The organism is Pseudomonas sp. GLN_2, assembly GCF_043106005.1.
Classification (GTDB): domain Bacteria; phylum Pseudomonadota; class Gammaproteobacteria; order Pseudomonadales; family Pseudomonadaceae; genus Aquipseudomonas; species Aquipseudomonas alloputida.
In genome coordinates this window covers 175,626-197,503 of record NZ_JBICMC010000007.1, presented here as the reverse complement: position 1 = coordinate 197,503, position 21,878 = coordinate 175,626, and the positions used below count along the sequence as shown (strand labels likewise).

At 62.1% G+C, this 21,878-nt stretch carries 24 protein-coding genes; 15 read left to right on the top strand and 9 right to left on the bottom strand.

Features of this window, described 5'->3' with window-relative positions; translation table 11 throughout:
- Positions 1-103: 103 nt before the first annotated feature.
- Together cysK and ACF8Q6_RS02425 are read left to right on the top strand one after the other, a co-directional pair.
- A complete protein-coding gene (cysK, locus tag ACF8Q6_RS02430) occupies positions 104-1,078 on the top strand; it encodes a cysteine synthase A (RefSeq protein ID WP_003254654.1) in 975 nt (324 codons plus the stop codon).
- A gap of 173 nt (positions 1,079-1,251) precedes the next feature.
- Positions 1,252-2,187 carry an aspartyl/asparaginyl beta-hydroxylase domain-containing protein gene (locus ACF8Q6_RS02425; protein WP_010955240.1) on the top strand — a complete coding sequence of 312 codons (936 nt, stop codon included), beginning with the start codon at positions 1,252-1,254 and terminating at the stop codon, positions 2,185-2,187.
- Between the two features lie 110 nt (positions 2,188-2,297).
- Here ACF8Q6_RS02425 and ACF8Q6_RS02420 read toward each other — a convergent pair whose 3' ends face one another.
- Positions 2,298-2,426, bottom strand: a complete 129-nt coding sequence (locus ACF8Q6_RS02420) for a hypothetical protein (protein WP_014755693.1) — start codon at positions 2,424-2,426, stop codon at positions 2,298-2,300.
- Between the two features lie 195 nt (positions 2,427-2,621).
- Here ACF8Q6_RS02420 and ACF8Q6_RS02415 point away from each other — a divergent pair, with 195 nt between their 5' ends.
- Positions 2,622-3,503, top strand: coding sequence for a DMT family transporter (locus tag ACF8Q6_RS02415; RefSeq protein WP_392492765.1), 882 nt, complete (start codon positions 2,622-2,624; stop codon positions 3,501-3,503).
- A 3-nt stretch (positions 3,504-3,506) separates the two neighbouring features.
- Here the strand turns inward: ACF8Q6_RS02415 and ACF8Q6_RS02410 are convergent, their stop codons facing one another.
- Both ACF8Q6_RS02410 and ACF8Q6_RS02405 read right to left on the bottom strand, forming a co-directional pair.
- Positions 3,507-3,965 (bottom strand): DUF4265 domain-containing protein, encoded by a 459-nt coding sequence (locus tag ACF8Q6_RS02410; protein ID WP_004576044.1) that lies wholly within the window; start codon positions 3,963-3,965, stop codon positions 3,507-3,509.
- Positions 3,966-3,978: 13 nt separating this feature from the next.
- Entirely contained in the window at positions 3,979-4,854 is an 876-nt protein-coding gene (locus tag ACF8Q6_RS02405) for a DMT family transporter (RefSeq protein ID WP_392492764.1), read from the bottom strand.
- Between the two features lie 204 nt (positions 4,855-5,058).
- Here ACF8Q6_RS02405 and aceK point away from each other — a divergent pair, with 204 nt between their 5' ends.
- Complete coding sequence (gene aceK / locus ACF8Q6_RS02400; protein ID WP_010955236.1) at positions 5,059-6,774, top strand: bifunctional isocitrate dehydrogenase kinase/phosphatase; 1,716 nt, start codon at positions 5,059-5,061, stop codon at positions 6,772-6,774.
- Between the two features lie 19 nt (positions 6,775-6,793).
- Here the strand turns inward: aceK and ACF8Q6_RS02395 are convergent, their stop codons facing one another.
- Positions 6,794-7,654, bottom strand: a complete 861-nt coding sequence (locus tag ACF8Q6_RS02395; RefSeq protein WP_392492762.1) for a DUF6279 family lipoprotein — start codon at positions 7,652-7,654, stop codon at positions 6,794-6,796.
- 130 nt (positions 7,655-7,784) lie between these two features.
- Between ACF8Q6_RS02395 and ACF8Q6_RS02390 the strand changes: the two genes are divergently transcribed.
- A complete protein-coding gene (locus ACF8Q6_RS02390; protein ID WP_012051513.1) occupies positions 7,785-8,621 on the top strand; it encodes a S1 RNA-binding domain-containing protein in 837 nt (278 codons plus the stop codon).
- 5 nt (positions 8,622-8,626) lie between these two features.
- Here ACF8Q6_RS02390 and ACF8Q6_RS02385 read toward each other — a convergent pair whose 3' ends face one another.
- On the bottom strand, positions 8,627-9,007 hold the full coding sequence (locus tag ACF8Q6_RS02385; protein ID WP_003254641.1) for a hypothetical protein: 381 nt from the start codon (positions 9,005-9,007) through the stop codon (positions 8,627-8,629).
- Positions 9,008-9,242: 235 nt separating this feature from the next.
- Between ACF8Q6_RS02385 and ACF8Q6_RS02380 the strand changes: the two genes are divergently transcribed.
- The 3 genes from ACF8Q6_RS02380 (at position 9,243) to def (ending at position 11,075) form a co-directional block, all read left to right on the top strand.
- Positions 9,243-9,422 (top strand): CsbD family protein, encoded by a 180-nt coding sequence (locus ACF8Q6_RS02380; protein WP_012051514.1) that lies wholly within the window; start codon positions 9,243-9,245, stop codon positions 9,420-9,422.
- A 160-nt stretch (positions 9,423-9,582) separates the two neighbouring features.
- Entirely contained in the window at positions 9,583-10,539 is a 957-nt protein-coding gene (locus ACF8Q6_RS02375; RefSeq protein ID WP_003254637.1) for a YihY/virulence factor BrkB family protein, read from the top strand.
- Positions 10,539-11,075: a peptide deformylase gene (gene def, locus ACF8Q6_RS02370; RefSeq protein WP_392492760.1), complete on the top strand. Its 537-nt coding sequence runs from the start codon at positions 10,539-10,541 to the stop codon at positions 11,073-11,075. Before ACF8Q6_RS02375 ends, def begins: the two co-directional genes overlap by 1 nt.
- Here def and ACF8Q6_RS02365 read toward each other — a convergent pair.
- Positions 11,030-11,434, bottom strand: a complete 405-nt coding sequence (locus ACF8Q6_RS02365; protein WP_392492759.1) for a GNAT family N-acetyltransferase — start codon at positions 11,432-11,434, stop codon at positions 11,030-11,032. The two genes, def and ACF8Q6_RS02365, sit on opposite strands and share 46 nt — an antisense overlap.
- Before the next feature lie 318 nt (positions 11,435-11,752).
- Between ACF8Q6_RS02365 and ACF8Q6_RS02360 the strand changes: the two genes are divergently transcribed.
- The 5 genes from ACF8Q6_RS02360 (at position 11,753) to ACF8Q6_RS02340 (ending at position 14,758) form a co-directional block, all read left to right on the top strand.
- A complete protein-coding gene (locus ACF8Q6_RS02360; RefSeq protein WP_003254632.1) occupies positions 11,753-12,010 on the top strand; it encodes a DUF2790 domain-containing protein in 258 nt (85 codons plus the stop codon).
- 188 nt (positions 12,011-12,198) lie between these two features.
- Positions 12,199-12,624 carry a nuclear transport factor 2 family protein gene (locus ACF8Q6_RS02355; protein WP_014860685.1) on the top strand — a complete coding sequence of 142 codons (426 nt, stop codon included), beginning with the start codon at positions 12,199-12,201 and terminating at the stop codon, positions 12,622-12,624.
- A 44-nt stretch (positions 12,625-12,668) separates the two neighbouring features.
- Positions 12,669-13,013 carry a YciI family protein gene (locus tag ACF8Q6_RS02350; protein WP_014860684.1) on the top strand — a complete coding sequence of 115 codons (345 nt, stop codon included), beginning with the start codon at positions 12,669-12,671 and terminating at the stop codon, positions 13,011-13,013.
- 21 nt (positions 13,014-13,034) lie between these two features.
- Entirely contained in the window at positions 13,035-13,520 is a 486-nt protein-coding gene (locus ACF8Q6_RS02345) for an SRPBCC family protein (protein WP_014590053.1), read from the top strand.
- Entirely contained in the window at positions 13,520-14,758 is a 1,239-nt protein-coding gene (locus ACF8Q6_RS02340; RefSeq protein WP_392492757.1) for an RNA polymerase sigma factor, read from the top strand. The genes ACF8Q6_RS02345 and ACF8Q6_RS02340 overlap by 1 nt, the downstream gene beginning before the upstream one ends.
- 118 nt (positions 14,759-14,876) lie before the next feature.
- Here the strand turns inward: ACF8Q6_RS02340 and ACF8Q6_RS02335 are convergent, their stop codons facing one another.
- Entirely contained in the window at positions 14,877-15,347 is a 471-nt protein-coding gene (locus tag ACF8Q6_RS02335; protein ID WP_014755701.1) for a MaoC family dehydratase, read from the bottom strand.
- 34 nt (positions 15,348-15,381) lie between these two features.
- Positions 15,382-16,326 (bottom strand): alpha/beta hydrolase, encoded by a 945-nt coding sequence (locus ACF8Q6_RS02330; RefSeq protein WP_392492755.1) that lies wholly within the window; start codon positions 16,324-16,326, stop codon positions 15,382-15,384.
- Between the two features lie 218 nt (positions 16,327-16,544).
- On the opposite strand from ACF8Q6_RS02330, the gene fadD2 reads away from it, so the two are divergent.
- Both fadD2 and fadD1 read left to right on the top strand, forming a co-directional pair.
- The gene (fadD2, locus tag ACF8Q6_RS02325) at positions 16,545-18,233 is read left to right on the top strand and encodes a long-chain-fatty-acid--CoA ligase FadD2 (RefSeq protein ID WP_392492753.1); all 1,689 of its coding nucleotides are present in this window, start codon (positions 16,545-16,547) and stop codon (positions 18,231-18,233) included.
- 331 nt (positions 18,234-18,564) lie between these two features.
- Positions 18,565-20,262 carry a long-chain-fatty-acid--CoA ligase FadD1 gene (gene fadD1, locus ACF8Q6_RS02320; RefSeq protein WP_010955223.1) on the top strand — a complete coding sequence of 566 codons (1,698 nt, stop codon included), beginning with the start codon at positions 18,565-18,567 and terminating at the stop codon, positions 20,260-20,262.
- A 284-nt stretch (positions 20,263-20,546) separates the two neighbouring features.
- On the opposite strand, the gene ACF8Q6_RS02315 is transcribed toward fadD1, so the two are convergent.
- On the bottom strand, positions 20,547-21,854 hold the full coding sequence (locus ACF8Q6_RS02315; protein WP_392492751.1) for an NAD(P)/FAD-dependent oxidoreductase: 1,308 nt from the start codon (positions 21,852-21,854) through the stop codon (positions 20,547-20,549).
- Positions 21,855-21,878 lie beyond the last annotated feature (24 nt).

Genomic DNA, 21,878 nt, shown 5'->3' with positions numbered 1-21,878 from the left:
TGACCGCAACGTGCCGGGCTGAGTTCGAACAGGCTTTACGGGCCACCGCCGCAGGCTTACCCTTGAGGCATTTCCCTGCTTTTTCATGCCAAGGACCCCTGCCATGAGCCGTATCTTTGCAGACAACGCCCACTCCATCGGTAACACGCCGCTGGTGCAGATCAACCGCATCGCCCCGCGCGGCGTGACCATCCTGGCCAAGATCGAAGGGCGCAACCCCGGGTACTCGGTCAAATGCCGCATTGGCGCGAACATGGTCTGGGACGCCGAGAGCAGCGGCAAGCTCAAACCGGGCATGACCATCGTCGAGCCCACCTCGGGCAACACCGGTATCGGCCTGGCCTTCGTCGCCGCCGCCCGCGGCTACAAGCTGATGCTGACCATGCCCGCCTCGATGAGCCTGGAGCGCCGCAAGGTGCTGAAGGCACTGGGCGCCGAGCTGGTATTGACCGATCCGGCCAAGGGCATGAAGGGCGCCATCGAGAAGGCCAACGAAATCGTCGCCTCCGACCCGGAGCAGTACTTCCTGCCGGGCCAGTTCGAAAACCCGGCCAACCCGGCCATTCACGAGAAAACCACCGGTCCTGAGATCTGGAACGACACGGACGGCGCCATCGACGTGCTGGTGGCGGGCGTGGGTACTGGCGGCACCATCACCGGCGTGTCGCGTTACATCAAACATACCCAGGGCAAGGCCATCCTGTCGGTGGCAGTGGAGCCCGTGGCATCGCCGCTGATCAGCCAGACCCTGGCCGGCGAAGAACTCAAGCCCAGCCCGCACAAAATCCAGGGCATCGGCGCCGGCTTCGTGCCGAAAAACCTCGACCTGTCGATCGTCGACCAAGTGGTGACGGTGACCGACGAAGAGTCCAAGGCCATGGCGATTCGCCTGATGCAGGAAGAGGGCATCCTTTGTGGTATTTCCTGCGGTGCGGCAATGGCGGCAGCGGTGCGCCTGGCCGAAAAACCGGAAATGCAGGGTAAGACCATCGTCGTAATCCTGCCCGATTCGGGCGAGCGATATTTGTCGAGCATGCTGTTCAGCGACATGTTCAGCGAGCAGGAAAACCAGCAGTAATCGGCCTTCCCGCTGATCCGGCGCAACAATCGACGGCCTGGTTTATTGCAAAATCTTCATGAATGCGATCCCGCCCGGGTTGTTTTTACCGCGGCGGGATCGGTTTATGATGGCAGGATGATTTTCTGGAGAGCAGGCAGCGCAGCCCTGACTCTCCCTCAAGGAGTGAAAGCATGACCTTTTCCTTTGCAGCCAAGGCGGGTGTCTTGCTGGTGTTTTTCGGCAGCGTGCTGTTCGTGCACTTGCGCGGCAAGGCCCGCCTGCCGGTGTTGCGCCAGTTCGTCAACCATTCGGCGCTGTTCGCCCCCTACAACGCGTTGATGTACCTGTTTTCCGGCGTGCCGTCCAAGCCCTACCTGGATCGCCAGCGCTTTCCCGAGCTGGACGTGTTGAAGGATAACTGGCAGGAAATCCGCGAAGAGGCCATGCGCCTGTTCGACGAAGGCTATATCCGTGCCGCTGAGAAAGATAACGACGCCGGCTTCGGTTCGTTCTTCAAGAAGGGCTGGAAGCGCTTTTACCTGAAGTGGTACGACAAACCCCTGCCTTCGGCGCAAACCCTGTGCCCGCGCACTGTCGAGCTGGTCAGCCGCATCCCCAATGTCAAAGGCGCAATGTTTGCCCTGCTGCCCGGCGGCAGCCACCTGAACCCGCACCGCGACCCGTTCGCAGGCTCGCTGCGTTATCACCTGGGGCTGTCCACGCCCAACTCCGACGCATGCCGCATCTACGTGGACGGTGAGCAGTACGCCTGGCGTGATGGCGAAGACGTGATGTTCGACGAAACCTACGTGCACTGGGTCAAGAACGAAACCGACGTTACCCGCGTGATCCTGTTCTGCGACATCGAGCGCCCGCTGAGTAGCCCGCTGATGACGCGCATCAACCGTAAGGTCAGTGCCTTCCTCGGCCGCGCCACCGCGCCGCAGAACACCGACGACGAGCGCGTGGGCGGGATCAACCAGGCGTACGCCTGGAGCAAGCGCTTCAGCAACAGGATCAGCAGCCACGTCAAGCAGTTCAAACGCGCCAACCCCAAGGCTTACCGCGTGCTGCGGCCGGTTCTGGCGGTGGTGGTGGCGTATCTGTTGTATCGCTGGTTGTTCTGATTTTTTCTGCGCTAACCGGCCCCTTTGCGGGGCAATCCCGCTGCCACCGGTGCGCCTGATCCTTCAAGGACGAGGGTGCGCTTGTGGCAGCGGGGTTGTGCCGCGAAGAATCACTCGCTATATTCCAGAACATTCACTTCCTCAAAGACCGCGTTCATGCCAGCCATCCCTTCCACCACACGCTTTGCCATCGCGCCAGTCGCGGGCTTGGTCGTGCGTGGTAGCCAGCAGCCGGTCATGATCTGTCACTCCCCACCACCTGTCAGTGGCGTCGTAGGCGGCGTAGCTCCGCCTCATTGCGTGGTTGTGCTGGGCTGATCGGCTTCGTGCCGCAACCCTTCGCACGCGCAACGTACTGAACACGGTCGGCTACTGCTCACGTTGAAGCGCACGCCGTCCGTTTGGCTTATCTGCCTACTATCAGGTGGCAATTCATGTCTGTCTTTACCAAAACGTCCGTGGCCTCGGCGGCCACTACCTGCCTGTTCGTCCTGCTGTGGAGCAGCGGGGCGATCGTCTCCAAGCTCGGCCTGGCGCATGCCAGCCCGTTTGCCTTTCTGCTGTTGCGCTCGGCGCTGGCCCTGGCCGGCCTGTTGCTGATCGGCCCGTTGCTAGGGCTGCGCTGGCCGCGTACTCGCGGGAGCATTCTGCGCGCCCTGGGTACCGGTTGTGTGCTGCTCGGTGCCTATCAGATTTTCTATCTGTTGGCGCTTGATACCCATGTCACCCCCGGCGTCATGGCCACGGTGATGGGGGTACAGCCGATCCTCACCGTGGTGCTGATGGAACGCCAGCGCTCCTGGAGCCGTTTGTTCGGCCTGGGTTTGGGGTTGGGCGGCTTGATCATGGTGGTCTACCAGGGCATCAACCTGGGCGGGGTATCGCTGGCGGGCATGCTGTTCGCCCTGCTGGCGTTGGTCAGTATGACCGTTGGCTCGATCCTGCAGAAGCGCATTACCGACAACCCCATGGGCACACTGCCGCTGCAGTACCTGGCCGGCTTCGCCATGTGCGCGCTGTTCGCACCTCTGCAACCGCTTCATGTCGAGTGGACCGGCAGCTTCGTCGGTGCGCTGCTGTGGATGGGCCTGGTGGTCTCGCTGCTGGCAACCTTGCTGCTGTACCGGCTGATCGCCAAGGGCAACCTGGTCAATGTCACCAGCCTGTTCTACCTGGTGCCGGCAGTGACTGCGGTGATGGACTTGCTGATCTTCGGTAACCGCCTGGCACCGCTCAGCCTGGTGGGCATGGGGCTGATCGTGGTAGGGCTGCTGTTCGTGTTTCGCAAGCCTGCCCCGCGTCTGGCCGAGGCGTAGGCCCTAGCGGAATTCTTCGGGGATGGCGTGGCGCAACACGCCTTCCTCGAAGTCCAGCAGGCCGGCTTCGCGCTGAGTGAGCAGGTAGTAGAGCAGGGTATCGAGCGAGCGTTGCGGCGGGACCTCGACCGCCAACATCTTCACTGCCTGCTCGGTTTCACAAGCGCAGCCGAAATCCAGCAATGCTGCGCGCACCTGGTCGAGGGTTTCCGGTGGTTTGACGACCACCCGGAACACCGAGCTGCCGCTGCTGTGGCGCAGCGCTGCGAACCAGGTTTCGCCTGCTTCCTCGCGGGTGTCGATCACGTCGCCTGGGGCGATGCCATAGACATGGAAGGGGATGTTGTCGATGGCATAGCCGCCTTCCACGGCCTTGGCCCACAGGCCCTCGACCGAGGCTGGTGGGTAGCCGTTCTCATCCTGTTCCAGGCGGAACAGGACCTTTTTGTACGCGCTGTTCATGCCGTACTCCGCTTCAGCTGCGCGCCGGGCGCAGCACCAGCCACAAGGCCAGGCCAATCAGCAGGCCGCCGTATAGGTGCGCCAGCGACAACGGCTCATTCAGCAGCCACGCCCCCCACAATACGCCGAATACCGGGATCAGGAAGGTCACGGTGCTGGCTTTGACCGGTCCGATCTCGGCCAGCAGGCGGAAGTACAGGATGTAGGCAAAGGCGGTGCACAGCAAACCCAGCCCCAGCAACGACAACCACACCTCCCAGCCCCCCCAGCTGGCGGGTGGTTGGGTGAGTGCGCTCCAGCCGAACAGCGGGGTCAGCATGAGCGTTGCGCCGAGCATGCTGCCCAGCGCGGAAAGACGGCTGTCCAGGCCACTGATCCAGCGGCGGGCGAGGAACCCGGCAAAGCCGTAGCAGGTGGTGGCCGCCAGGCAGGCGAGGGCGCCTTGCAGCAGGGCCATGTCCAGTGCCACCGGGCCGGCGCCGCTAAGGATGCCGACGCCGAACAGGCCAAGGAAGATGCCGCAGAGTTTGGCCAGGGTCATTGGCTCGCGGAAGAACAGTACGCCGACCAGCACGCCCATCAGCGGGGTGGTGGCGTTGAAGATCGCCGAATAGCCGGCCGGCAGCACCTGGGCCGCCACCGAGTAGAAGGTGGCGGGGATGCCGGAGTTGATCATGCCCAGCACCAGGCACGCGCCGAGCTTGCCCTGGAAGTCCCAGCGCACGCGGGCGGCGGCCAGAAGCACGATCAGGCCCAGGCAGGCGATGGAAACCCGGAAGAACGCGGTCGGCACCGTGCCCAGTTCGGGGGCGATGATGCGCATGAACAGGAAACTCGCTCCCCAGACGGCGGCAAGGGTCAGCAGGCGGGCTAGGGCGATGGGGCTCACAACGGTCTCCGGAGGTAAGGCAGGGGCGCGAGTGTACGCCACGGGGCGGGGGGATTCTTGTGCTTTCTTGCTGTGTAATTCCTCTTGGGCTGCGGGGCTCTGGGCAAGGCAGCTGCAACTGCAGCTCGGGCCTTCAATGGCAGTAACCCATGAAGCCAAGGGCGGCTAAGCTCTGTACTCAATCCCAGCTCCGAGGCCCCACGCATGTCCCAGCCCTGGCCCGCTGTCGAAATCGCCCGGATGATCCTCGCCGGCTTCGACGACTACCGCGATCATTTCCAGCGCATCACCCTGGGTGCTCGCCAGCGCTTCGAGCAGGCGCGCTGGCAGGATATTCAGCAGGCCGCCGCCGCCCGCATCAATCTCTACGAAGAGAAAGTCGCCGAAGTCAACGGTTGGCTGCGCCAGGCCTTTGCCGCAGAGGTGCTGCTGGACGTGGAACAGTGGCCGCTGGTGAAAAACGCCTATATCCACCTGATCGACCCACGCCTGGACGACGAGCTGGCAGAGACTTGGTACAACTCGCTGTTTTGCAGCCTGTTCAGCCATGACCTGATCAGCGACGGCTGCATGTTCATCCACACGACCCGGCCTTCCATGCGCGGCCGCGAGCGCGCTGCGCAAACCCGTACCTATCGGCTTGACGGCAGTCTCAGGAACTTGCTGCGTGCGGTGTTCGCCGATTACCCGTTCGACATGCCTTATGGCGACCTGGAAGGCGACCTGGCGCGGCTGGAAGAACAACTGCGCGAATGCCTGCCCGACTGGGTGTGCAAGGACCCGGCGCTGGCCGTGGAGCTGTTTGTACCCGTGCTTTACCGCAACAAGGGGGCCTATCTGGTCGGCCGCCTGTACAACAGCGATGAGCAGTGGCCGTTGGTGATTCCCTTGTTGCACCGCGAGGGCCACGGTATCGAGGCCGATGCACTGATCACCGACGAGGCCGAGGTGTCGATCATCTTTTCGTTTACCCGCTCTTACTTCATGGCCGATGTCCCGGTGCCCGCTGAGTTCGTCAATTTCCTCAAGCGCATCCTGCCGGGCAAGCACATTGCCGAGCTATACACCTCGATCGGGTTCTACAAGCAGGGCAAGTCGGAGTTCTACCGCGCGCTGATCAACCACCTGGCCAGCAGTGATGACCGCTTTGTCATGGCGCCAGGGGTACGGGGCATGGTCATGAGCGTGTTTACCTTGCCCGGCTTCAATACGGTGTTCAAGATCATCAAGGACCGCTTCTCGCCATCGAAAACCGTGGACCGCGCCACGGTGATCGACAAGTACCGGCTGGTGAAGAGCGTCGACCGGGTGGGGCGTATGGCCGACACCCAGGAGTTTGCCGATTTTCGCTTTCCGCGCAGCAAGTTCGAGCCGGATTGCCTGGCCGAGTTGCTGGAGGTGGCACCGTCGACGGTGGCGCTGGAGGGCGACACGGTGCTGATCCGCCACTGTTGGACCGAGCGGCGCATGACGCCGTTGAACCTGTACCTGGAGCAGGCCACCGAGGGCCAGGTGCTGGAGGCGCTGGAGGACTACGGCCTGGCCATCAAGCAGCTGGCGGCGGCGAACATCTTCCCCGGCGACATGTTGCTGAAGAACTTTGGTGTGACCCGTCATGGCCGGGTAGTGTTTTACGACTATGACGAAATCAGCTTCCTGACCGAGGTGAATTTCCGCCACATTCCGCCACCGCGTTACCCGGAGGACGAAATGTCGGGCGAGCCGTGGTACTCGATCGGGCCGCATGATGTGTTCCCCGAAGAGTTTCCGCCGTTTCTGTTTGCCGATATGGGCCAGCGGCGGTTGTTCAGCCGCTTGCATGGGGAACTGTATGACGCGGATTACTGGAAGGGGCTGCAGGCGGCGATACGTGAGGGGAAAGTGATCGATGTGTTTCCGTATCGGCGCAAGGCCCGGTGAATCAGGTCGAACAGACCTGTCACGCCTTCAAACACTTCATCTCGCTCAAATGGGTACGCACCTTGCTCAGCCGTTCCTGCAGGAACCGCCGCTGTTGCGGGGTGCTTTGCCGCACCAGGTCCACCAGCAGGCTGCGTGCCTGCTGCTCGGCATTCTGATATGCCGCCCGGTATTCGGGTGTCCACAAACTCTCCTTGCGTTGCAACAAAGTCGCCAGGCGCGGCTCGAAACTGGAGTCGTTGCGCTGGTTCATCGCCAACAGCAGTTGCTGTTGCCAGTGGGCACGGTTGGCGATCCATTCACGGTTCTGGTCACCCAGCGCTTGAGACCAGGTCTGGATGCGTTGCTTCTGGACCGCCGTCAACTCGCCAAACCATGGCGTCAGGCGTTTTTCCATGCGCTCGCTACGGCGGGCCATCTGCTTCGGCAATGGCGTATCCACATACTGCTTTTGCCGCTCACTGATGTCATCGCGGAAGGCTTCACGCATCTGCGCTACCTGGTCGTCGCTCATGCCGCGCAGCAGTTCGGTGGCCGAAGGGGTGATTTCCTCGGCCACCCGACCAATTGCCTCACGGACCTCGTGGGTGCTTTGCTGCAGGGCCTGGTCGGTGACCTGGTCGTCGGCGACCATGTCACGTAGCCGGTCGAGCCAGTCGAGGTAGCCGGGCAGTTGAGTCTTGCAATGCCAGGCCAGGTGCTCGCGCAACCGATCGTCCAGCAGCGCCCTTTGCTCGCGGTTCATGTCCAGGTAGTCGCTCAGCGACCACGGCACCAGGCGGTCGAGGTTGCGATAGGCCAGGTCGATGCGGCTGCAGGCGGCCAAGGCCAGGGCGAAGCCGATGGCGATAAGCAGGGCTTTGGGCAGGCGTAGCGGCATGTGCTGTTCCTTCCTCAGGCTGGCCAGAAGGTAGATGCAAGTGCAGCCTGGCGGTTCCACTGCATGAGTGGTCGGGCCATGTGGTGGCTTCAGGTGTAGAATAGCCGCCTTGTCTTGAGGATCATCGGAAATGGCTCTGCTTGGGCGTTACAACAGTTTGCAAATCGTGAAACACGTGGACTTCGGTCTGTACCTGGACGGCGGCGCCGATGGCGAAATCCTGCTGCCCGGGCGCTACATCCCGAAAAACGCCGAGACCGAAGTCGATGACTGGTTGAACGTGTTCATCTACCTGGACAGCGAAGACCAGCTGATCGCCACCACCGAGAAGCCCAAGGTGCAGGTTGGCGAGTTCGCCAGCCTGAAGGTCAAGGACATCAACGGTGCCGGTATCTTCCTAGACTGGGGCCTGTCCAAGGACTTGCTGATGCCGTACTCGGAAGAGGCTCGGCCGCTGAAGATCGGTGATTACTGCGTGGTGCACGTGTACCTCGACAAGCGCACCCGCCGGATCACTGCCACGTCGCGCCTGGACCGCTACCTCGATGTCACCCCGGCCGACTACAAGGTTGGCCAGCCGGTCGAACTGCTGGTGGCCGGCGAGACGCCGATGGGCTTCAAGGCCATCATCAACAACCGCCACTGGGGCCTGATCCACAAGAACGAGGTGTTCAAGTTCTTGCGCTCGGGCATGCACGAGAAGGGCTTCATCAAGGAAGTGCGCCAGGACGGCAAGCTTTCACTGAGCCTGCAGCCAGTAGGCGCCGCCCTGGCGGACACCCTGCAAGAGCAGATCTTGGCGCGCCTGGAAGCCGAAGGCGGGGTGTTGGGGGTGTGCGACAAGAGTGACCCTGCGTTGATCAGCAAGCTGTTCAACGTCAGCAAGGGCAACTTCAAGAAGGCCATTGGCGGGTTGTTCAAGCAGGGCCTGATCGTCATCCATGACGATCGTATCGAGAAAGCCTGACGGCCTTACGCCTGTACGAAGTTGCGGAAGTCCAGCTGCTCGCCACCCGGACGGGTGTCGCGCAGCAGCGAGTCACGGTCGGCGCTGAGGGCCAGGCTGATGGTGGAGCGGCGCTTGCCAGGCTTGCGCACTTCCATTTGCTCCAGGTGAGCCTTGAGGAAATTGGTGGGCACCTTCAGGTGCTGCAGTTCATCGCTTTCTGGCGTGTGCAGCAGCAGGTTGACCCAGTCGGCCTGGCCCTTGCCCAGCAGTGCCACTGGCACTTCGAACCACCACAGGTTGCGTTTGTTGTCCAGGATGGCGAACAGGGTATTGCTGCTGGTCAGCACCGGCCGGGCCAGTGCTTCGTTGCGCCGGGCGATGGCGGCGGGTTTGTCGAGTTTCATGCAGGTTCCTGCGAGTTGACGCTATGAAGGCCTGCATTGTGAGGGGTGGCACGGGGCGGGGCAAGGTTTGTGACTTGCGGTGCCTGTGCCGGCCTCTTCGCGGGCTTGGGCGGTATTCGCCTGCGGTTTTACCGTTCGGCTTCTGGCCGGAAAATCCGTTGAAACTCCTGGCCCAGGCGTTGGGTCAACCTACTGTCGACACGGTTCACGTGTCTCCATTTGCAGGAGTTTTGCCATGAGCGGTACTAAAGACAAAGCGAAAGGCTTGGCCAACGAAGCGATCGGCAACGTGAAACAGGGTGTTGGCAAGGTGACCGACAACGACAAGCTGCGGGCCGAAGGCAAGGCGCAGGAGCTTAAAGGCGAGGCGCAGCAGGTCAAGGGCAATGTGAAGGATGCGGTGAAGAAGCCTTGACTTGAGGTGAGGCGGCCTGTGCCGGTCTCTGGCGGGTGAACCCGCGAAGAGGCCGGCACTATTCGTAAGCAAATTCTTCAATCACGGCCGGGAGCAGCACAGCACGGGCACGGTCTATTAGACTTGCCTGTGTAACGATCAAGCGGCGAAAGGAGACGCTATGATTTTCCCCGACCTGCGCGGCTTGCCCCTGCACCGCGTGCTGGTTCGCACCGTCAAGGAGTTCCTCGACGACGAGATGTCCACCTATGCCTCAGCGCTGGCCTACCAGGCGCTGTTCTCGCTATTCCCCTTCCTGTTGTTCCTGATTGCCCTGATCGGTTTCCTGCACTTGCCGGACTTTTTCTCCTGGCTGCGTCTGCAATCGGAACTGGTGTTACCGCCCCAGGCGCTGGAGCAGGTGAACCCGGTGATCGACCAGCTGCAACAATCCAAGGGTGGGCTGCTGTCGGTGGGTATCGTGATCGCCCTGTGGACCGCCTCCGCCGGCGTGCGCCTGATGATGAGCGCCATGAACGCCGCTTACGATGTGCCCGAAGGGCGCCCGGTGTGGAAGCGTATCCCGCTTTCCATTTTCTACACCGTGGGCCTGGCTGGCATGCTGCTGGCGGCCGCAGCACTGATGGTGCTGGGCCCGCAGGTGATGGAATGGATAGCCGCCCAGATCGGCATGCAGGAGTTCATCGTCACACTGTGGACCATCCTGCGCTGGCCGGTGATCATCATTCTGCTGATGGTGGCAGTGGCCCTGATCTATTACGTGATGCCTGATGTGAAACAGCAGTTTCGCTTCATCACCCCGGGCTCGGTGCTGGCGGTTGTGGTGTGGATCGTGGCCTCACTGGGCTTTGCCTACTACGTGAAGACCTTTGCCGACTACAACGCCATGTACGGCAGCATTGGTGCAATCATCGTGCTGTTGCTGTATTTCTATATTTCGGCTGCCGTGCTGCTGCTCGGCGCCGAAATGAATGCGGTGATCGAGCACATGTCAGCCGAAGGCAAGAACCCGGGCGAGAAAGACTTCGACGGGGAAAAGCCCAAGGAAACCTTGACTGTACTGGGTCACGAGCACCCGAACCCGAGCAAGCCTCATAGCGTCGAGCCGAACCCCTGATGATCCGTGACATTCTCAAGATGGGCGACGAACGCCTGCTGCGCATCGCTCCGCCAGTGCCCGAGCACATGCTTGGCAGTGCCGAACTGCAGCAACTGATCGACGACATGTTCGAAACCATGCGTCACGTAGGCGGTGTGGGCCTGGCCGCCCCGCAGATCGGCATCGACCTGCAGTTGGTGATCTTCGGCTTCGAGCGCAGCGAGCGATACCCCGATGCCGAGGCGGTGCCGCAGACCATTCTGCTGAATCCGGTCATCACCCCGACCTCCAGCGAGGTCGAGGACGGCTGGGAGGGTTGTCTGTCGGTGCCTGGCTTGCGCGGCGTGGTGCCGCGCTTCAAGCATATCTGCTACCAAGGGATCGACCCCCAGGGCAGCCCGATCAACCGCTTTGCCGATGGCTTCCATGCGCGGGTGGTGCAACACGAGTGCGACCACTTGATCGGCCGGCTATACCCCTCGCGCATCCAGGACTTTGCCAAGTTCGGCTACACCGAGGTGCTGTTCCCTGGGCTCGAGGTCAGCGAGGACTGACCTCGCTGCAGGGCTACCAGGCGTTTGTTGCGCTGATAGCGAAGCAGGCGGCTGGCCAAGGCTTCTGGCAGCTGTTTGGCCAGGTCGAAACCCAGGCGGTGGTAGAAGGGCGTCAGGTCGGGATGACAGAACAGCCAGACGGGCCCGTCAACCTGCGCCAGTGCTGCCTCGATCAATTGCGCGGCCACTCCTTGGTTGCGCCGCTGCGGGGCGACGAACAGGCCCGTCAGCCAGAATCCTTCACCCACCGCACTCAGGCTCAACCCGGCGATGATGCCAGGGGCCCGTGCTACCCACAGTTCGGCGTCGCTTGCAGCGCGCATGCGTGAGCTGTGCTGGCGGTAAAAGTGGTCCAGCAAACGGCGTTCTGTGTCCGAAAGCGTCGAACAGGACAATTTTTCAGAAATGGCGAGTCCTACCCTGAAACGTGGCCAGAGGCTCTGGCCTGATGATTTGCGGCCACTTTGTCGCAGATTGTTGCAAAACCGGCAAGGGTGAATATCCGACTGCGGGGTTCAACTATTGCTGGCCGGGAGTAGAATTTTGTTCATCCCCCCTGGCAGTACGAAGCGGGATCGGTACTTCGTGCCATCTAGACCCTAGATGACAACTTCTCCGCGCCGGATACGGCAATAGAAGTCAATCGATCAGCTTGAACGCTCTAAAGGCAAAACCACATGAAACCATTACTGATTCTTGCATTGGTCGGTATGTCCTCGTTCGCCCTCGCCGATGAGGCCAAACCCGTCTCCAGCGAGCCTGTGGCTCAGCAGTACGACTACTCGATGAACCTGGACATCAAGCGGGTGATCAACCTGTCGACCATCCCCAATGTCTGCGAAGTGGTACCTGCGACCATGACCTATGAAGACCATCAGGGCCAGGTGCACACCATTCAGTACCGGGCCATGGGGGAAGGTTGCCAGCAGGGTTGACTGGCGGTGCCCGCCACAGGGGCTGAAAACGCTGTGGCGGGCACTTGCTGGCCCTGATGCGATCACCCAGGTGCTCCGCCAATACAGAATAATGTCCCCGCCTGTCGAATCCTCCGCTTCCCGTTCGACCATAGCTGAAGGCACGCGTCACACACCGTGCCCCCTATGATCTGTCGGAGGTACCCCCGATGAGCACCGCAGCCGAATCCGAAATCCGCCAATTGATCGAGCGCTGGATGCAAGCCGTGCGCGATCGCGACATCCCGGGCATCATCGCCCCCTATGCCGACGATATCGTCGCCTTCGATGCCATCCAGGCCCTGCAATTCAAAGGCAAGTCCGCCTACACGGCGCACTGGGAAATGTGCATGGGCATGTGCACCGGCCCCATGGTGTTCGAACTTGCCCAACTTACCGTGTACGCCGCTGGCGATCTGGCCCTGGCCCATTGGCTGAACCGCTGCGGCCCGGGCGACGACGAAAGCCAGTGCGGCTTCATGCGCGCCACGGTGGGCTATCGTCGTAAAGGCGGCCAGTGGCAGGTCATCCACGAACACTGGTCGGCGCCTTTCGACATGGAAACGCAAAAGGCCCTGTTCGATCTCAAGCCCTGAGCCTTTATCGCCAAACGCACTTTGCCAATGCCTTGGAGGCGACCATGAAATACCTGTGCCTGGTCTATTGTGACGAGGGGCTGTTGCACAGCCTGCCCGACAGCCCGGCAGACGCTGAATGCATGGCCTACGCCGAAGCCATTCACGGTTCCGGGCGCATGCTGGCGGCCGAGGCGCTGAAGTCGGTGCAGACGGCCACCACGGTGCGTATGCGTAACGGGCGCATGAGCCTGACCGACGGCCCATTCGCCGAAACCAAGGAGCAACTGGCGGGCTTTTACCTGGTGGAGGCCCGCGACCTCAACGAAGCGCTGAATATCGCCAAGGGCATCCCTGCTGCGCGGGTCGGCAGTGTCGAGGTGCGACCAGTGCGCGAGCTGCAACCCTGACAGCCAAGGAGAACCATCAGCATGAGCCTTGCACCCATTGCCCAGGCGCAACACGAGTTGTCCATCAGCCGACTGATCGACGCCCCACCGGCCAAGGTATTTCGCGCCTGGACCGAACCCCAGTGGCTGATGCAGTGGTGGGGGCCGCACGGCATGACCACCCCGGAGTGTGAAATGCAGTTGTGGGCCGGTGGCCTGTTTCGCACCTTGATGCGCGCGCCGGATGGCAGCGAGTACCCGAACCAGGGCGTCTTTCTGGAAATTGCCGCGCCACGCCGGCTGGTGTTCACCGATGCCTTCGGCCCCGGTTGGGTGCCGTCGGACAAGGCCTTCATGACCGCCGTGATCAGCTTTGACGAGGAACAGGGCAAAACCCGCTACACCGCCCGTGCCTGGCACTGGAATGCCACCGACTGCCGTGCCCATGAAGAAATGGGCTTCCACCAAGGCTGGGGAGAAAGCCTGGACCGCCTGGTGGAGGTGGTGACCCAGCGGATGCCCGACTGATGGCAGCACTGGCCCAGGTGAGCGCCGAAGTCGAGGCCGTGTACCGGCAGGAGTCGCGGCGCATACTGGCGACACTGATCCGCTTGCTGGGTGATTTTGACCTGGCCGAGGAGGCCATGCATGACGCCTTCTTCATTGCCGTCGAGCGCTGGCAACGCGACGGTATCCCCGCAAACCCGCGAGCGTGGCTGGTCTCTGTCGGGCGCTTCAAGGCCATCGACGCGCTGCGCCGGCGCGTCCGCTTCGACCGCTCCCAGGCGGACTTGAGCATGCTGCTGGAGGGTCAGGCGCAGGACCCCAGTGAAGAAGAACTGCTGGCGGATGACCGCCTGCGGCTGATCTTCACCTGTTGCCATCCGGCCCTGTCGGCCGACGCTCAGGTGCCATTGACGCTTCGCGAAGTCTGCGACCTGACCACCGAGCAGATCGCCCGCGCCTTTCTGCAAAGCCCGACAACCATCGCCCAGCGGATCGTGCGTGCCAAGGCCAAGATCCGTGACGCGGGCATACCGTACCAGGTACCCGAGCTCAATGAGCTGCCCGAGCGCCTGGAAAGCGTGTTGCGGGTGATCTACCTGGTGTTCAATGAGGGCTATTCGGCGTCATCGGGCGAAACACTGCTGCAGCAGGAACTGAGCGATGAAGCCATTCGCCTGGCGCGGTTGCTGGTGCAGTTGCTGCCCGACCCGGAGGCGGTCGGCCTGCTGGCGTTGATGCTGCTGCAGGCGTCCCGGCAGCGGGCGCGCATCGATGGCCAAGGCGATTTGGTGGTTCTGGAGCAGCAGGACCGTAGCTTGTGGGACCGGCAGTTTATTGCCGAAGGCTGTGCCCTGGTGCGCCAGGCCCTGCAGAGCCGTGCGTTCGGGGCCTATACCGTCCAGGCGGCGATTGCTGCCGTGCATGCCGAAGCGGCGACGGCTGAAGAGACGGACTGGGGAGAGATCGTCGGCCTGTATGACGTATTGCAGCGGTATTGGCCATCAGCGGTGGTGGCGCTGAACCGGGCGGTGGCGCTGGCGAAGCGGGATGGGCCGGAGGTTGGCTTGCGGGAAGTCGAAGGGATTCTGGCGCGGGGGGAGTTGCTGGACTATCACCTGGCACATGCGGCGCGCGCCGAGTTGCATTGCCAGCTGGGGCAGGTAGAAGAGGCGCGAGCGGCCTGGCAGCAGGCGCTGGCCTTGACCCGACAGGCGCCTGAGCGGCGGCATATCGAACGGCGTTTGCAGGCTATCGAATGATGTGGGGGTGCCGGCTCTTTGCGGGCCAGCCCATATCCCACAGGATGCCCGCTAAATCAACGAATTAGCGGGTTACCCAGGAGAGCAGCCTTGAAGTAGGTGCTGGCTGCATCACACTTCAGCTCGCCACAAAATTCGGCGGCGACACCAGCTCGACGGTCTGCTGCTTGCGCGGCGCCAGGATCTCGGCTTCACCCGCGACCACCAGCTCGTCGTTCTGGTTGTAGACGTTGGTGGCGATGCGCACCTTGAACTTGGGCAGCTTCTCGAGGATTTCCAGGCGCACGGTCAGGGTGTCGCCAATTTTCACCGGCTTCTGGAAGCTCATCTGCTGGCCCAGGTAGATGGTGCCAGGGCCAGGCAGTGTGCAGGCCACTGCCGCACTGATCAGCGCGCCGCTGAACATGCCATGGGCAATACGTTCGCGGAACATGCTCTTGGCGGCGAATTCGGCATCCAGGTGAACCGGGTTGTGGTCACCGGACATCGCAGCGAACAGCTGGATGTCGCGTTCTTCAACGGACTTCTTGTACTCGGCCGTCTGGCCGACTTCGAGGGCTTCGTAAGGCGTGTTGGTGACCTGGGACATCGATGCTTCCTTAAGCGTTGGGCGAGGGCGGCTATCATTCACTGCGTGCAGGGCGGCCAAGGGCCAGCGCCTGTTCAAGCCAGCCGAGAATGTCGGCGATGACCTCGCCACGGTTGATTTCGTTGAGTACTTCATGCCGCGCCTCCGGGTAGACGCGCAGCTGTACATGTCGATTGCCGGTCGCGCGCAGGGCGTCGGCCAGATGGGTGAGACGCTTGCCGGCACTGACCGGATCACATTCTCCGCCGATCACCAGCATCGGCAGGTTGGGATCGATCTGCGCGAGGTTACCCGGCTGACTGATCTGCGCCAAGCCTTGCAGCAGGTCGAGCCACAACTGGTTGGTGCAGCGAAAGCCGCACAACGGGTCGTTCACGTACTGATCGACCTCGCCCGGGTCGCGGCTGAGCCAGTCGAAGGCTGTGCGGTTGGGCTTGAAGGCGTTGTTGAACGAACCGAAGGACAACCATTCGATCAGTGCACTCTTGCCCAGTGGCCCCTGGCGCCAGGACTCCAGCCGGGCAATCAGCCGCGCAAAGCGGTACAGCATGGCCGGTTGGTAGTTGGAGCCGCTGAGGATAGCCCCGTGCAGGCTGCCACTGTGATGCAGCAGGTAGGCCTGGGCGATGTAGCTGCCCATGCTGTGGCCGAACAGGAACAGTGGCGTGCACGGGTACTGCTGGCCGATATGCTGGGCCACACATCCCAGGTCGTTGACCACGGCATTCCAGCCATGATGGCGGGCGAACAGGCCGAGGTTGCCCAGCTCGGCAGTGCGCCCGTGGCCACGCTGATCGGCAGCGAACAGGGCAAAGCCGGCCTCGCTCAGGGCCCGGCCCAGGCGCTGGTAGCGCCCGGCATGCTCGGCCATGCCATGAGCCAGCAGCACCACGGCCTTTACCGGTTTGGCCGGCAGCCATTGGTGTACGTACAGGCTGCAGTGCTCACTGGCGGGCAGCCAGAAGGCGTCGTGGGGCATGGCGGGTCCTTGTGCGCGCAGTTACCCGAACAGTGTATGCACAACCGGCCGGATTGCAGGAGGGGCACAAATAAGATTCACAATGTTAATGGCGGCACTTGGCGTATATGCCGCCTTGGGTTTACCTGCTAACGTCGAATCAACGCCTTTTCGCCGGCAGGCGGTCAGGTAAAGGACTAAAGGACGCAGTGCAGGTCCAGGTAGAGGAACAATAATAAATGCAAGCCGACTTCTGGAATGACAAGCGCCCGGCAGGCGTGCCTTCCACCATCGACATCAATGCCTACGCCTCGGTCGTCGAGGTGTTCGAGCGCTCCTGCAAGCGCTTTGCCGACCGCCCGGCGTTCAGCAACCTGGGCGTGACCCTCAGCTACGCGGAACTGGAGCGCCATTCGGCAGCCTTCGCTGCCTGGTTGCAGCAGCACACCGACCTCAAACCGGGTGAGCGCATTGCCGTGCAGATGCCCAATGTGCTGCAGTACCCCATCGCCGTATTCGGTGCCATGCGCGCCGGGCTGATCGTGGTCAATACCAATCCGCTGTACACCGAGCGCGAGATGCGCCACCAGTTCAAGGACAGTGGCGCGCGTGCGCTGGTGTACCTGAACATGTTCGGCAAGCGCGTGCAGGAGGTGCTGCCCGATACCGGTATCGAGTACCTGATCGAGGCAAAGATGGGCGACCTGTTGCCGGCCGCCAAGGGCTGGCTGGTCAACACCGTGGTCGACAAGTTGAAGAAGATGGTGCCGGCCTACCAGTTGCCCCAGGCGGTGCCGTTCAAGCAGGTGCTGCGCGAGGGCCGCGGGCTGTCGCCCAAACCGGTGTCGCTGAACCTCGAGGACATCGCTGTGCTGCAGTACACCGGCGGCACCACCGGCCTGGCCAAGGGCGCCATGCTCACCCATGGCAACCTGGTGGCCAACATGCTGCAGGTGCTGGCCTGCTTCTCGCAGCACGGCCCCGATGGGCAGAAGCTGCTGAAGGACGGCCAGGAGGTGATGATCGCGCCGCTGCCGCTGTACCACATCTATGCCTTCACCGCGAATTGCATGTGCATGATGGTCACCGGCAACCATAACGTGCTGATTACCAACCCGCGGGATATTCCCGGCTTCATCAAGGAGCTGGGCAAGTGGCGTTTCTCTGCCTTGCTGGGCCTCAATACCTTGTTTGTCGCACTGATGGACCACCCGGGCTTCCGTCAGCTGGACTTCTCGGCGCTGAAGGTCACCAACTCTGGTGGCACAGCGCTGGTCAAGGCCACCGCCGAGCGCTGGGAAAACCTTACCGGGTGCCGCATCGTTGAAGGCTACGGCCTCACAGAAACCTCGCCGGTGGCCAGCACCAACCCCTATGGCCAGCTGGCGCGTCTGGGTACGGTGGGCATCCCCGTGGCGGGTACTGCGTTCAAGGTCATCGATGATGATGGCAACGAACTTCCGCTGGGCGAGCGGGGCGAGCTTTGCATCAAAGGCCCGCAGGTCATGAAGGGGTACTGGCAGCAGCCCGAGGCAACGGCCCAGGCACTGGATGCAGAAGGCTGGTTCAAGACCGGTGATATTGCGGTGATCGACCCGGACGGCTTCACCCGCATAGTCGACCGCAAGAAGGACATGATCATCGTCTCGGGCTTCAACGTGTACCCCAACGAAATCGAGGATGTGGTGATGGGGCACCCCAAGGTCGCCAACTGTGCGGCTATCGGTGTGCCGGACGAGCGTTCCGGCGAGGCGGTCAAGCTGTTCGTGGTGCCGCGCGAGGGGGGGCTGAGCGTTGATGAGCTGAAGGCCTACTGCAAGGCCAATTTCACCGGCTACAAAGTACCCAAGCACATCGTGCTGCGCGAATCGTTGCCCATGACGCCGGTGGGCAAGATTCTGCGGCGGGAGTTGCGCGATATAGCGTGATGCGGGGATGGCGTCTTCGCGGGTAAACCCGCTCCTACACCGCCAATGTAGGAGCGGGTTCACCCGCGAATGCCTCTAAACCGCTCTAACAGGCCAGATACAGCCTTATCTGCGACATTTTGGATAATTACTCTAAAAATGACTTGTATTGTTCATTGAGTCATTTTTGTGACCGCAAGGCCTGTTTTGGCCTCTAGGCGACCCCAGACAAAGCTGTTACTCTCGGCCCGCTTCCAGATGATCCGGTTTGCAACGAACCGTCATCTCATATCAATAATAAGCGCATCGACGCGTGAATCGAACTTCGCTGTTGCTGAAGGAGTGGGCTTCCATGATCGAAAATTTTTGGAAGGATAAGTACCCAGCCGGGATTACGGCGGAAATCAATCCTGACGAATTCCCCAATATCCAGGCAGTACTCAAGCAATCCTGCCAACGCTTTGCCGACAAACCGGCCTTTAGCAACCTGGGCAAGACTATCACTTATGGCGAGTTGTATGCGTTGTCGGGGGCGTTTGCCGCCTGGTTGCAGCAGCATACCGACCTCAAGCCGGGTGACCGCATTGCCGTGCAACTGCCCAATGTCCTGCAATACCCGGTCGCGGTCTTCGGTGCCATGCGTGCCGGGCTGATCGTGGTCAACACCAACCCGCTGTACACCGCGCGGGAGATGGAACACCAGTTCAACGACTCGGGTGCCAAGGCCCTGGTGTGCCTGGCCAACATGGCCCACCTGGCCGAAAAAGTGGTGCCCAAAACCCAGGTCAGGCACGTTATCGTCACCGAAGTGGCCGACCTGCTGCCACCACTCAAGCGCCTGCTGATCAACAGCGTGATCAAGTACGTGAAGAAGATGGTGCCGGCCTACAACCTGCCGCAGGCCGTGCGTTTCAATGACGCCCTGGCGCTGGGCAAGGGCCAGCCCGTGACCGAGGCCAACCCGCAGGCCAACGACGTGGCGGTGCTGCAGTACACCGGCGGTACCACCGGTGTGGCCAAAGGCGCCATGCTGACCCACCGCAACCTGGTGGCCAACATGCTGCAGTGCCGTGCACTGATGGGCTCCAACCTGCACGAAGGCTGCGAAATCCTCATCACCCCGCTGCCGCTGTACCACATCTATGCGTTTACCTTCCATTGCATGGCGATGATGCTGATCGGCAACCACAACGTGCTGATCAGCAACCCGCGAGACTTGCCGGCGATGGTCAAGGAACTGGGCAAGTGGAAGTTCAGCGGCTTTGTGGGCCTCAACACCCTGTTCGTTGCCCTGTGCAATAACGAGGCGTTCCGAGCCCTGGATTTCTCGGCGCTGAAAATCACCCTGTCGGGCGGCATGGCCTTGCAGCTAAGCGTGGCCGAGCGCTGGAAGGCCGTTACCGGTTGCGCCATCTGCGAAGGCTACGGCATGACCGAAACCAGCCCGGTGGCGGCGGTGAACCCGTCGGAAGCGAACCAGGTGGGCACCATCGGTATTCCGGTGCCGTCGACCCTGTGCAAGGTCATCGACGACGCCGGCAATGAGCTGCCGCTTGGCGAAGTGGGCGAGCTGTGTGTCAAGGGCCCGCAGGTGATGAAGGGCTACTGGCAGCGTGAAGACGCCACGGCCGAGATTCTCGACAGCGAAGGCTGGCTGAAGACCGGTGACATCGCCGTGATCCAGGCGGACGGCTACATGCGCATCGTCGACCGCAAGAAAGACATGATCCTGGTCTCGGGCTTCAACGTGTACCCCAACGAGCTGGAAGACGTGTTGGCGGCCTTGCCGGGCGTGCTGCAGTGCGCTGCCATCGGTGTGCCGGACGAGAAGTCGGGTGAAGTGATCAAGGTCTTCATCGTGGTCAAACCGGGCATGACCGTGACCAAGGAGCAGGTGATGGAGCACATGCGTGCCAACGTCACCGGCTACAAGGTACCGCGCCACATCGAGTTCCGCGATTCGCTGCCTACCACCAACGTGGGCAAGATCCTGCGCCGCGAGCTGCGTGATGAAGAGCTCAAGAAGCAAGGCTTGAAGAAGATCGCCTGACCATAAGCCTGCACGCTCAGTGTGGGAGCGGCCTGGTGTCGCGAAAGGGCCGCGAAGCGGCCCTGGGGTTTCGGCGGCGATGCAACAATGGCTGGGGGCGCTTTGCGCCCCTTTCGCGACACAAGGCCCCACAATAAGATGCGGCGCCGTCTTCAGACATTGTGAGCCCTGTAAAAGCGGGTTTACCGGCGAATACGGTAGTGGCGACAACGGTGAACGGCGGGTGGAGATCGGTCAGCAGGGCCGGCCCTTTCGCGGTAAACCCGCGCCTACATCCGCGCAACTCAGCGCAGCTTCTCGAGCATCTGGTAATACCACATCCCCGCCGCCAGCAGCGGGTTCCCCAGCAAGTCCCCCATCGGCACCCGCACATGCTTGCACTGGGCAAAGGTGTCGAACTTCTCCAGCGTGCCGGTCAACGCTTCGGCCATGATCTCGCCCATGATGTGGCTGGTGGCAATGCCGTGCCCCGAGTAACCCTGGCAGTACCACACGTTGTCCGACAGCTTGCCCAGCTGCGGGATGCGGTTGACCACGATGCCCATGGCGCAGCTCCACTGGAACTCGATCGGCACCCCCTTCAATGCCGGGAAGGTGCGTTCGATGCAGGGGCGCAATTCGCCTTCGATGTCGCGTGAATCCTTGCCTGAGTAGTTGGCGCCGCCGCCGAACAGCAGGCGCTTGTCGGCCGTCAGGCGGTAGTAGTCGAGGACGAAGCGGCAGTCGTACACCGCCAGGTCCTGCGGGTTGATCTGCTCGGCCAGCTCACCCAGCGGCGCGGTGGTGACGATACCGCCCATGGCCGGGAAGATCTTGCCCTTGAGCTGGCGCTTTTCGAGCTTGTGATACACATCGCCGGCCAACATCACCTGGCGTGCCTCGACCCGGCCGTGGGCGGTAACCACCGCCGGGCGCGGGCCATGGACGATGTCCAGCACTTCGGAATTTTCGAATATCAGTGCACCCAGGCCATGCGCGGCACGGGCTTCGCCCAGGCACAGGTTGAGTGGGTGCAGGTGCAGGTTGCGCAGGTTCTTCAACGCACCCAGATAAAGCGGGCTTTGCAGATGCTCGGCCACTGCAGCGCGGTCGAGCAGTTGCACCTGCTCGCCCATGCCGCGGCGCTGTGCTTCGGCCTCGAATGCACGCAGTTCGTTCATGTGCGAAGGTTTCATCGCGGCATGCAAATGGCCACGCTTGAGGTCGCAATCGATGCCATAGCGCGTCACGCGCTGTTCGATCACCTGGTGCCCGCGCCAGCGCAAGTGCCAGATGAAATCGTCCACTTCGGCGCCCAGGTGGTTGCGCATCTGCGAGCGCATGGCCTCGTCGCCCGACAGGCTGCCGGTGACCTGGCCGCCGTTGCGACCGCTGGCGCCCCAGCCGATACGGTTGGTTTCGACGATGGCGACCTTCAGGCCGCGCTCGGCCAGTTCAACCGCTGTGGCCACGCCCGTAAAGCCACCGCCGATGATTGCCACATCCACCTGCACCGTGCCTTTGAGCTGCGGGTACTCGCTGTGGTCGTTGAGGGTGGCGCTGTAATAGGACGGCGCGCGCTGCGCCGGGCCGTTGTTCAATGCTGCGTTCATGGGTGTTCCTTGTTTTGTAGGGGC

What these genes read in the sequence shown, in the direction of transcription:
- cysK (WP_003254654.1), top strand. Translation starts at nt 104, where the DNA reads ATGAGCCGTATCTTTGCAGACAACGCCCACTCCATCGGTAACACGCCG.
- ACF8Q6_RS02425 (WP_010955240.1), top strand. Translation starts at nt 1,252, where the DNA reads ATGACCTTTTCCTTTGCAGCCAAGGCGGGTGTCTTGCTGGTGTTTTTC.
- ACF8Q6_RS02420 (WP_014755693.1), bottom strand. Translation starts at nt 2,426, where the DNA reads ATGACCGGCTGCTGGCTACCACGCACGACCAAGCCCGCGACTGGCGCG.
- ACF8Q6_RS02415 (WP_392492765.1), top strand. Translation starts at nt 2,622, where the DNA reads ATGTCTGTCTTTACCAAAACGTCCGTGGCCTCGGCGGCCACTACCTGC.
- ACF8Q6_RS02410 (WP_004576044.1), bottom strand. Translation starts at nt 3,965, where the DNA reads ATGAACAGCGCGTACAAAAAGGTCCTGTTCCGCCTGGAACAGGATGAG.
- aceK (WP_010955236.1), top strand. Translation starts at nt 5,059, where the DNA reads ATGTCCCAGCCCTGGCCCGCTGTCGAAATCGCCCGGATGATCCTCGCC.
- ACF8Q6_RS02395 (WP_392492762.1), bottom strand. Translation starts at nt 7,654, where the DNA reads ATGCCGCTACGCCTGCCCAAAGCCCTGCTTATCGCCATCGGCTTCGCC.
- ACF8Q6_RS02390 (WP_012051513.1), top strand. Translation starts at nt 7,785, where the DNA reads ATGGCTCTGCTTGGGCGTTACAACAGTTTGCAAATCGTGAAACACGTG.
- ACF8Q6_RS02385 (WP_003254641.1), bottom strand. Translation starts at nt 9,007, where the DNA reads ATGAAACTCGACAAACCCGCCGCCATCGCCCGGCGCAACGAAGCACTG.
- ACF8Q6_RS02380 (WP_012051514.1), top strand. Translation starts at nt 9,243, where the DNA reads ATGAGCGGTACTAAAGACAAAGCGAAAGGCTTGGCCAACGAAGCGATC.
- ACF8Q6_RS02375 (WP_003254637.1), top strand. Translation starts at nt 9,583, where the DNA reads ATGATTTTCCCCGACCTGCGCGGCTTGCCCCTGCACCGCGTGCTGGTT.
- def (WP_392492760.1), top strand. Translation starts at nt 10,539, where the DNA reads ATGATCCGTGACATTCTCAAGATGGGCGACGAACGCCTGCTGCGCATC.
- ACF8Q6_RS02360 (WP_003254632.1), top strand. Translation starts at nt 11,753, where the DNA reads ATGAAACCATTACTGATTCTTGCATTGGTCGGTATGTCCTCGTTCGCC.
- ACF8Q6_RS02355 (WP_014860685.1), top strand. Translation starts at nt 12,199, where the DNA reads ATGAGCACCGCAGCCGAATCCGAAATCCGCCAATTGATCGAGCGCTGG.
- ACF8Q6_RS02350 (WP_014860684.1), top strand. Translation starts at nt 12,669, where the DNA reads ATGAAATACCTGTGCCTGGTCTATTGTGACGAGGGGCTGTTGCACAGC.
- ACF8Q6_RS02345 (WP_014590053.1), top strand. Translation starts at nt 13,035, where the DNA reads ATGAGCCTTGCACCCATTGCCCAGGCGCAACACGAGTTGTCCATCAGC.
- ACF8Q6_RS02340 (WP_392492757.1), top strand. Translation starts at nt 13,520, where the DNA reads ATGGCAGCACTGGCCCAGGTGAGCGCCGAAGTCGAGGCCGTGTACCGG.
- ACF8Q6_RS02335 (WP_014755701.1), bottom strand. Translation starts at nt 15,347, where the DNA reads ATGTCCCAGGTCACCAACACGCCTTACGAAGCCCTCGAAGTCGGCCAG.
- ACF8Q6_RS02330 (WP_392492755.1), bottom strand. Translation starts at nt 16,326, where the DNA reads ATGCCCCACGACGCCTTCTGGCTGCCCGCCAGTGAGCACTGCAGCCTG.
- fadD2 (WP_392492753.1), top strand. Translation starts at nt 16,545, where the DNA reads ATGCAAGCCGACTTCTGGAATGACAAGCGCCCGGCAGGCGTGCCTTCC.
- fadD1 (WP_010955223.1), top strand. Translation starts at nt 18,565, where the DNA reads ATGATCGAAAATTTTTGGAAGGATAAGTACCCAGCCGGGATTACGGCG.
- ACF8Q6_RS02315 (WP_392492751.1), bottom strand. Translation starts at nt 21,854, where the DNA reads ATGAACGCAGCATTGAACAACGGCCCGGCGCAGCGCGCGCCGTCCTAT.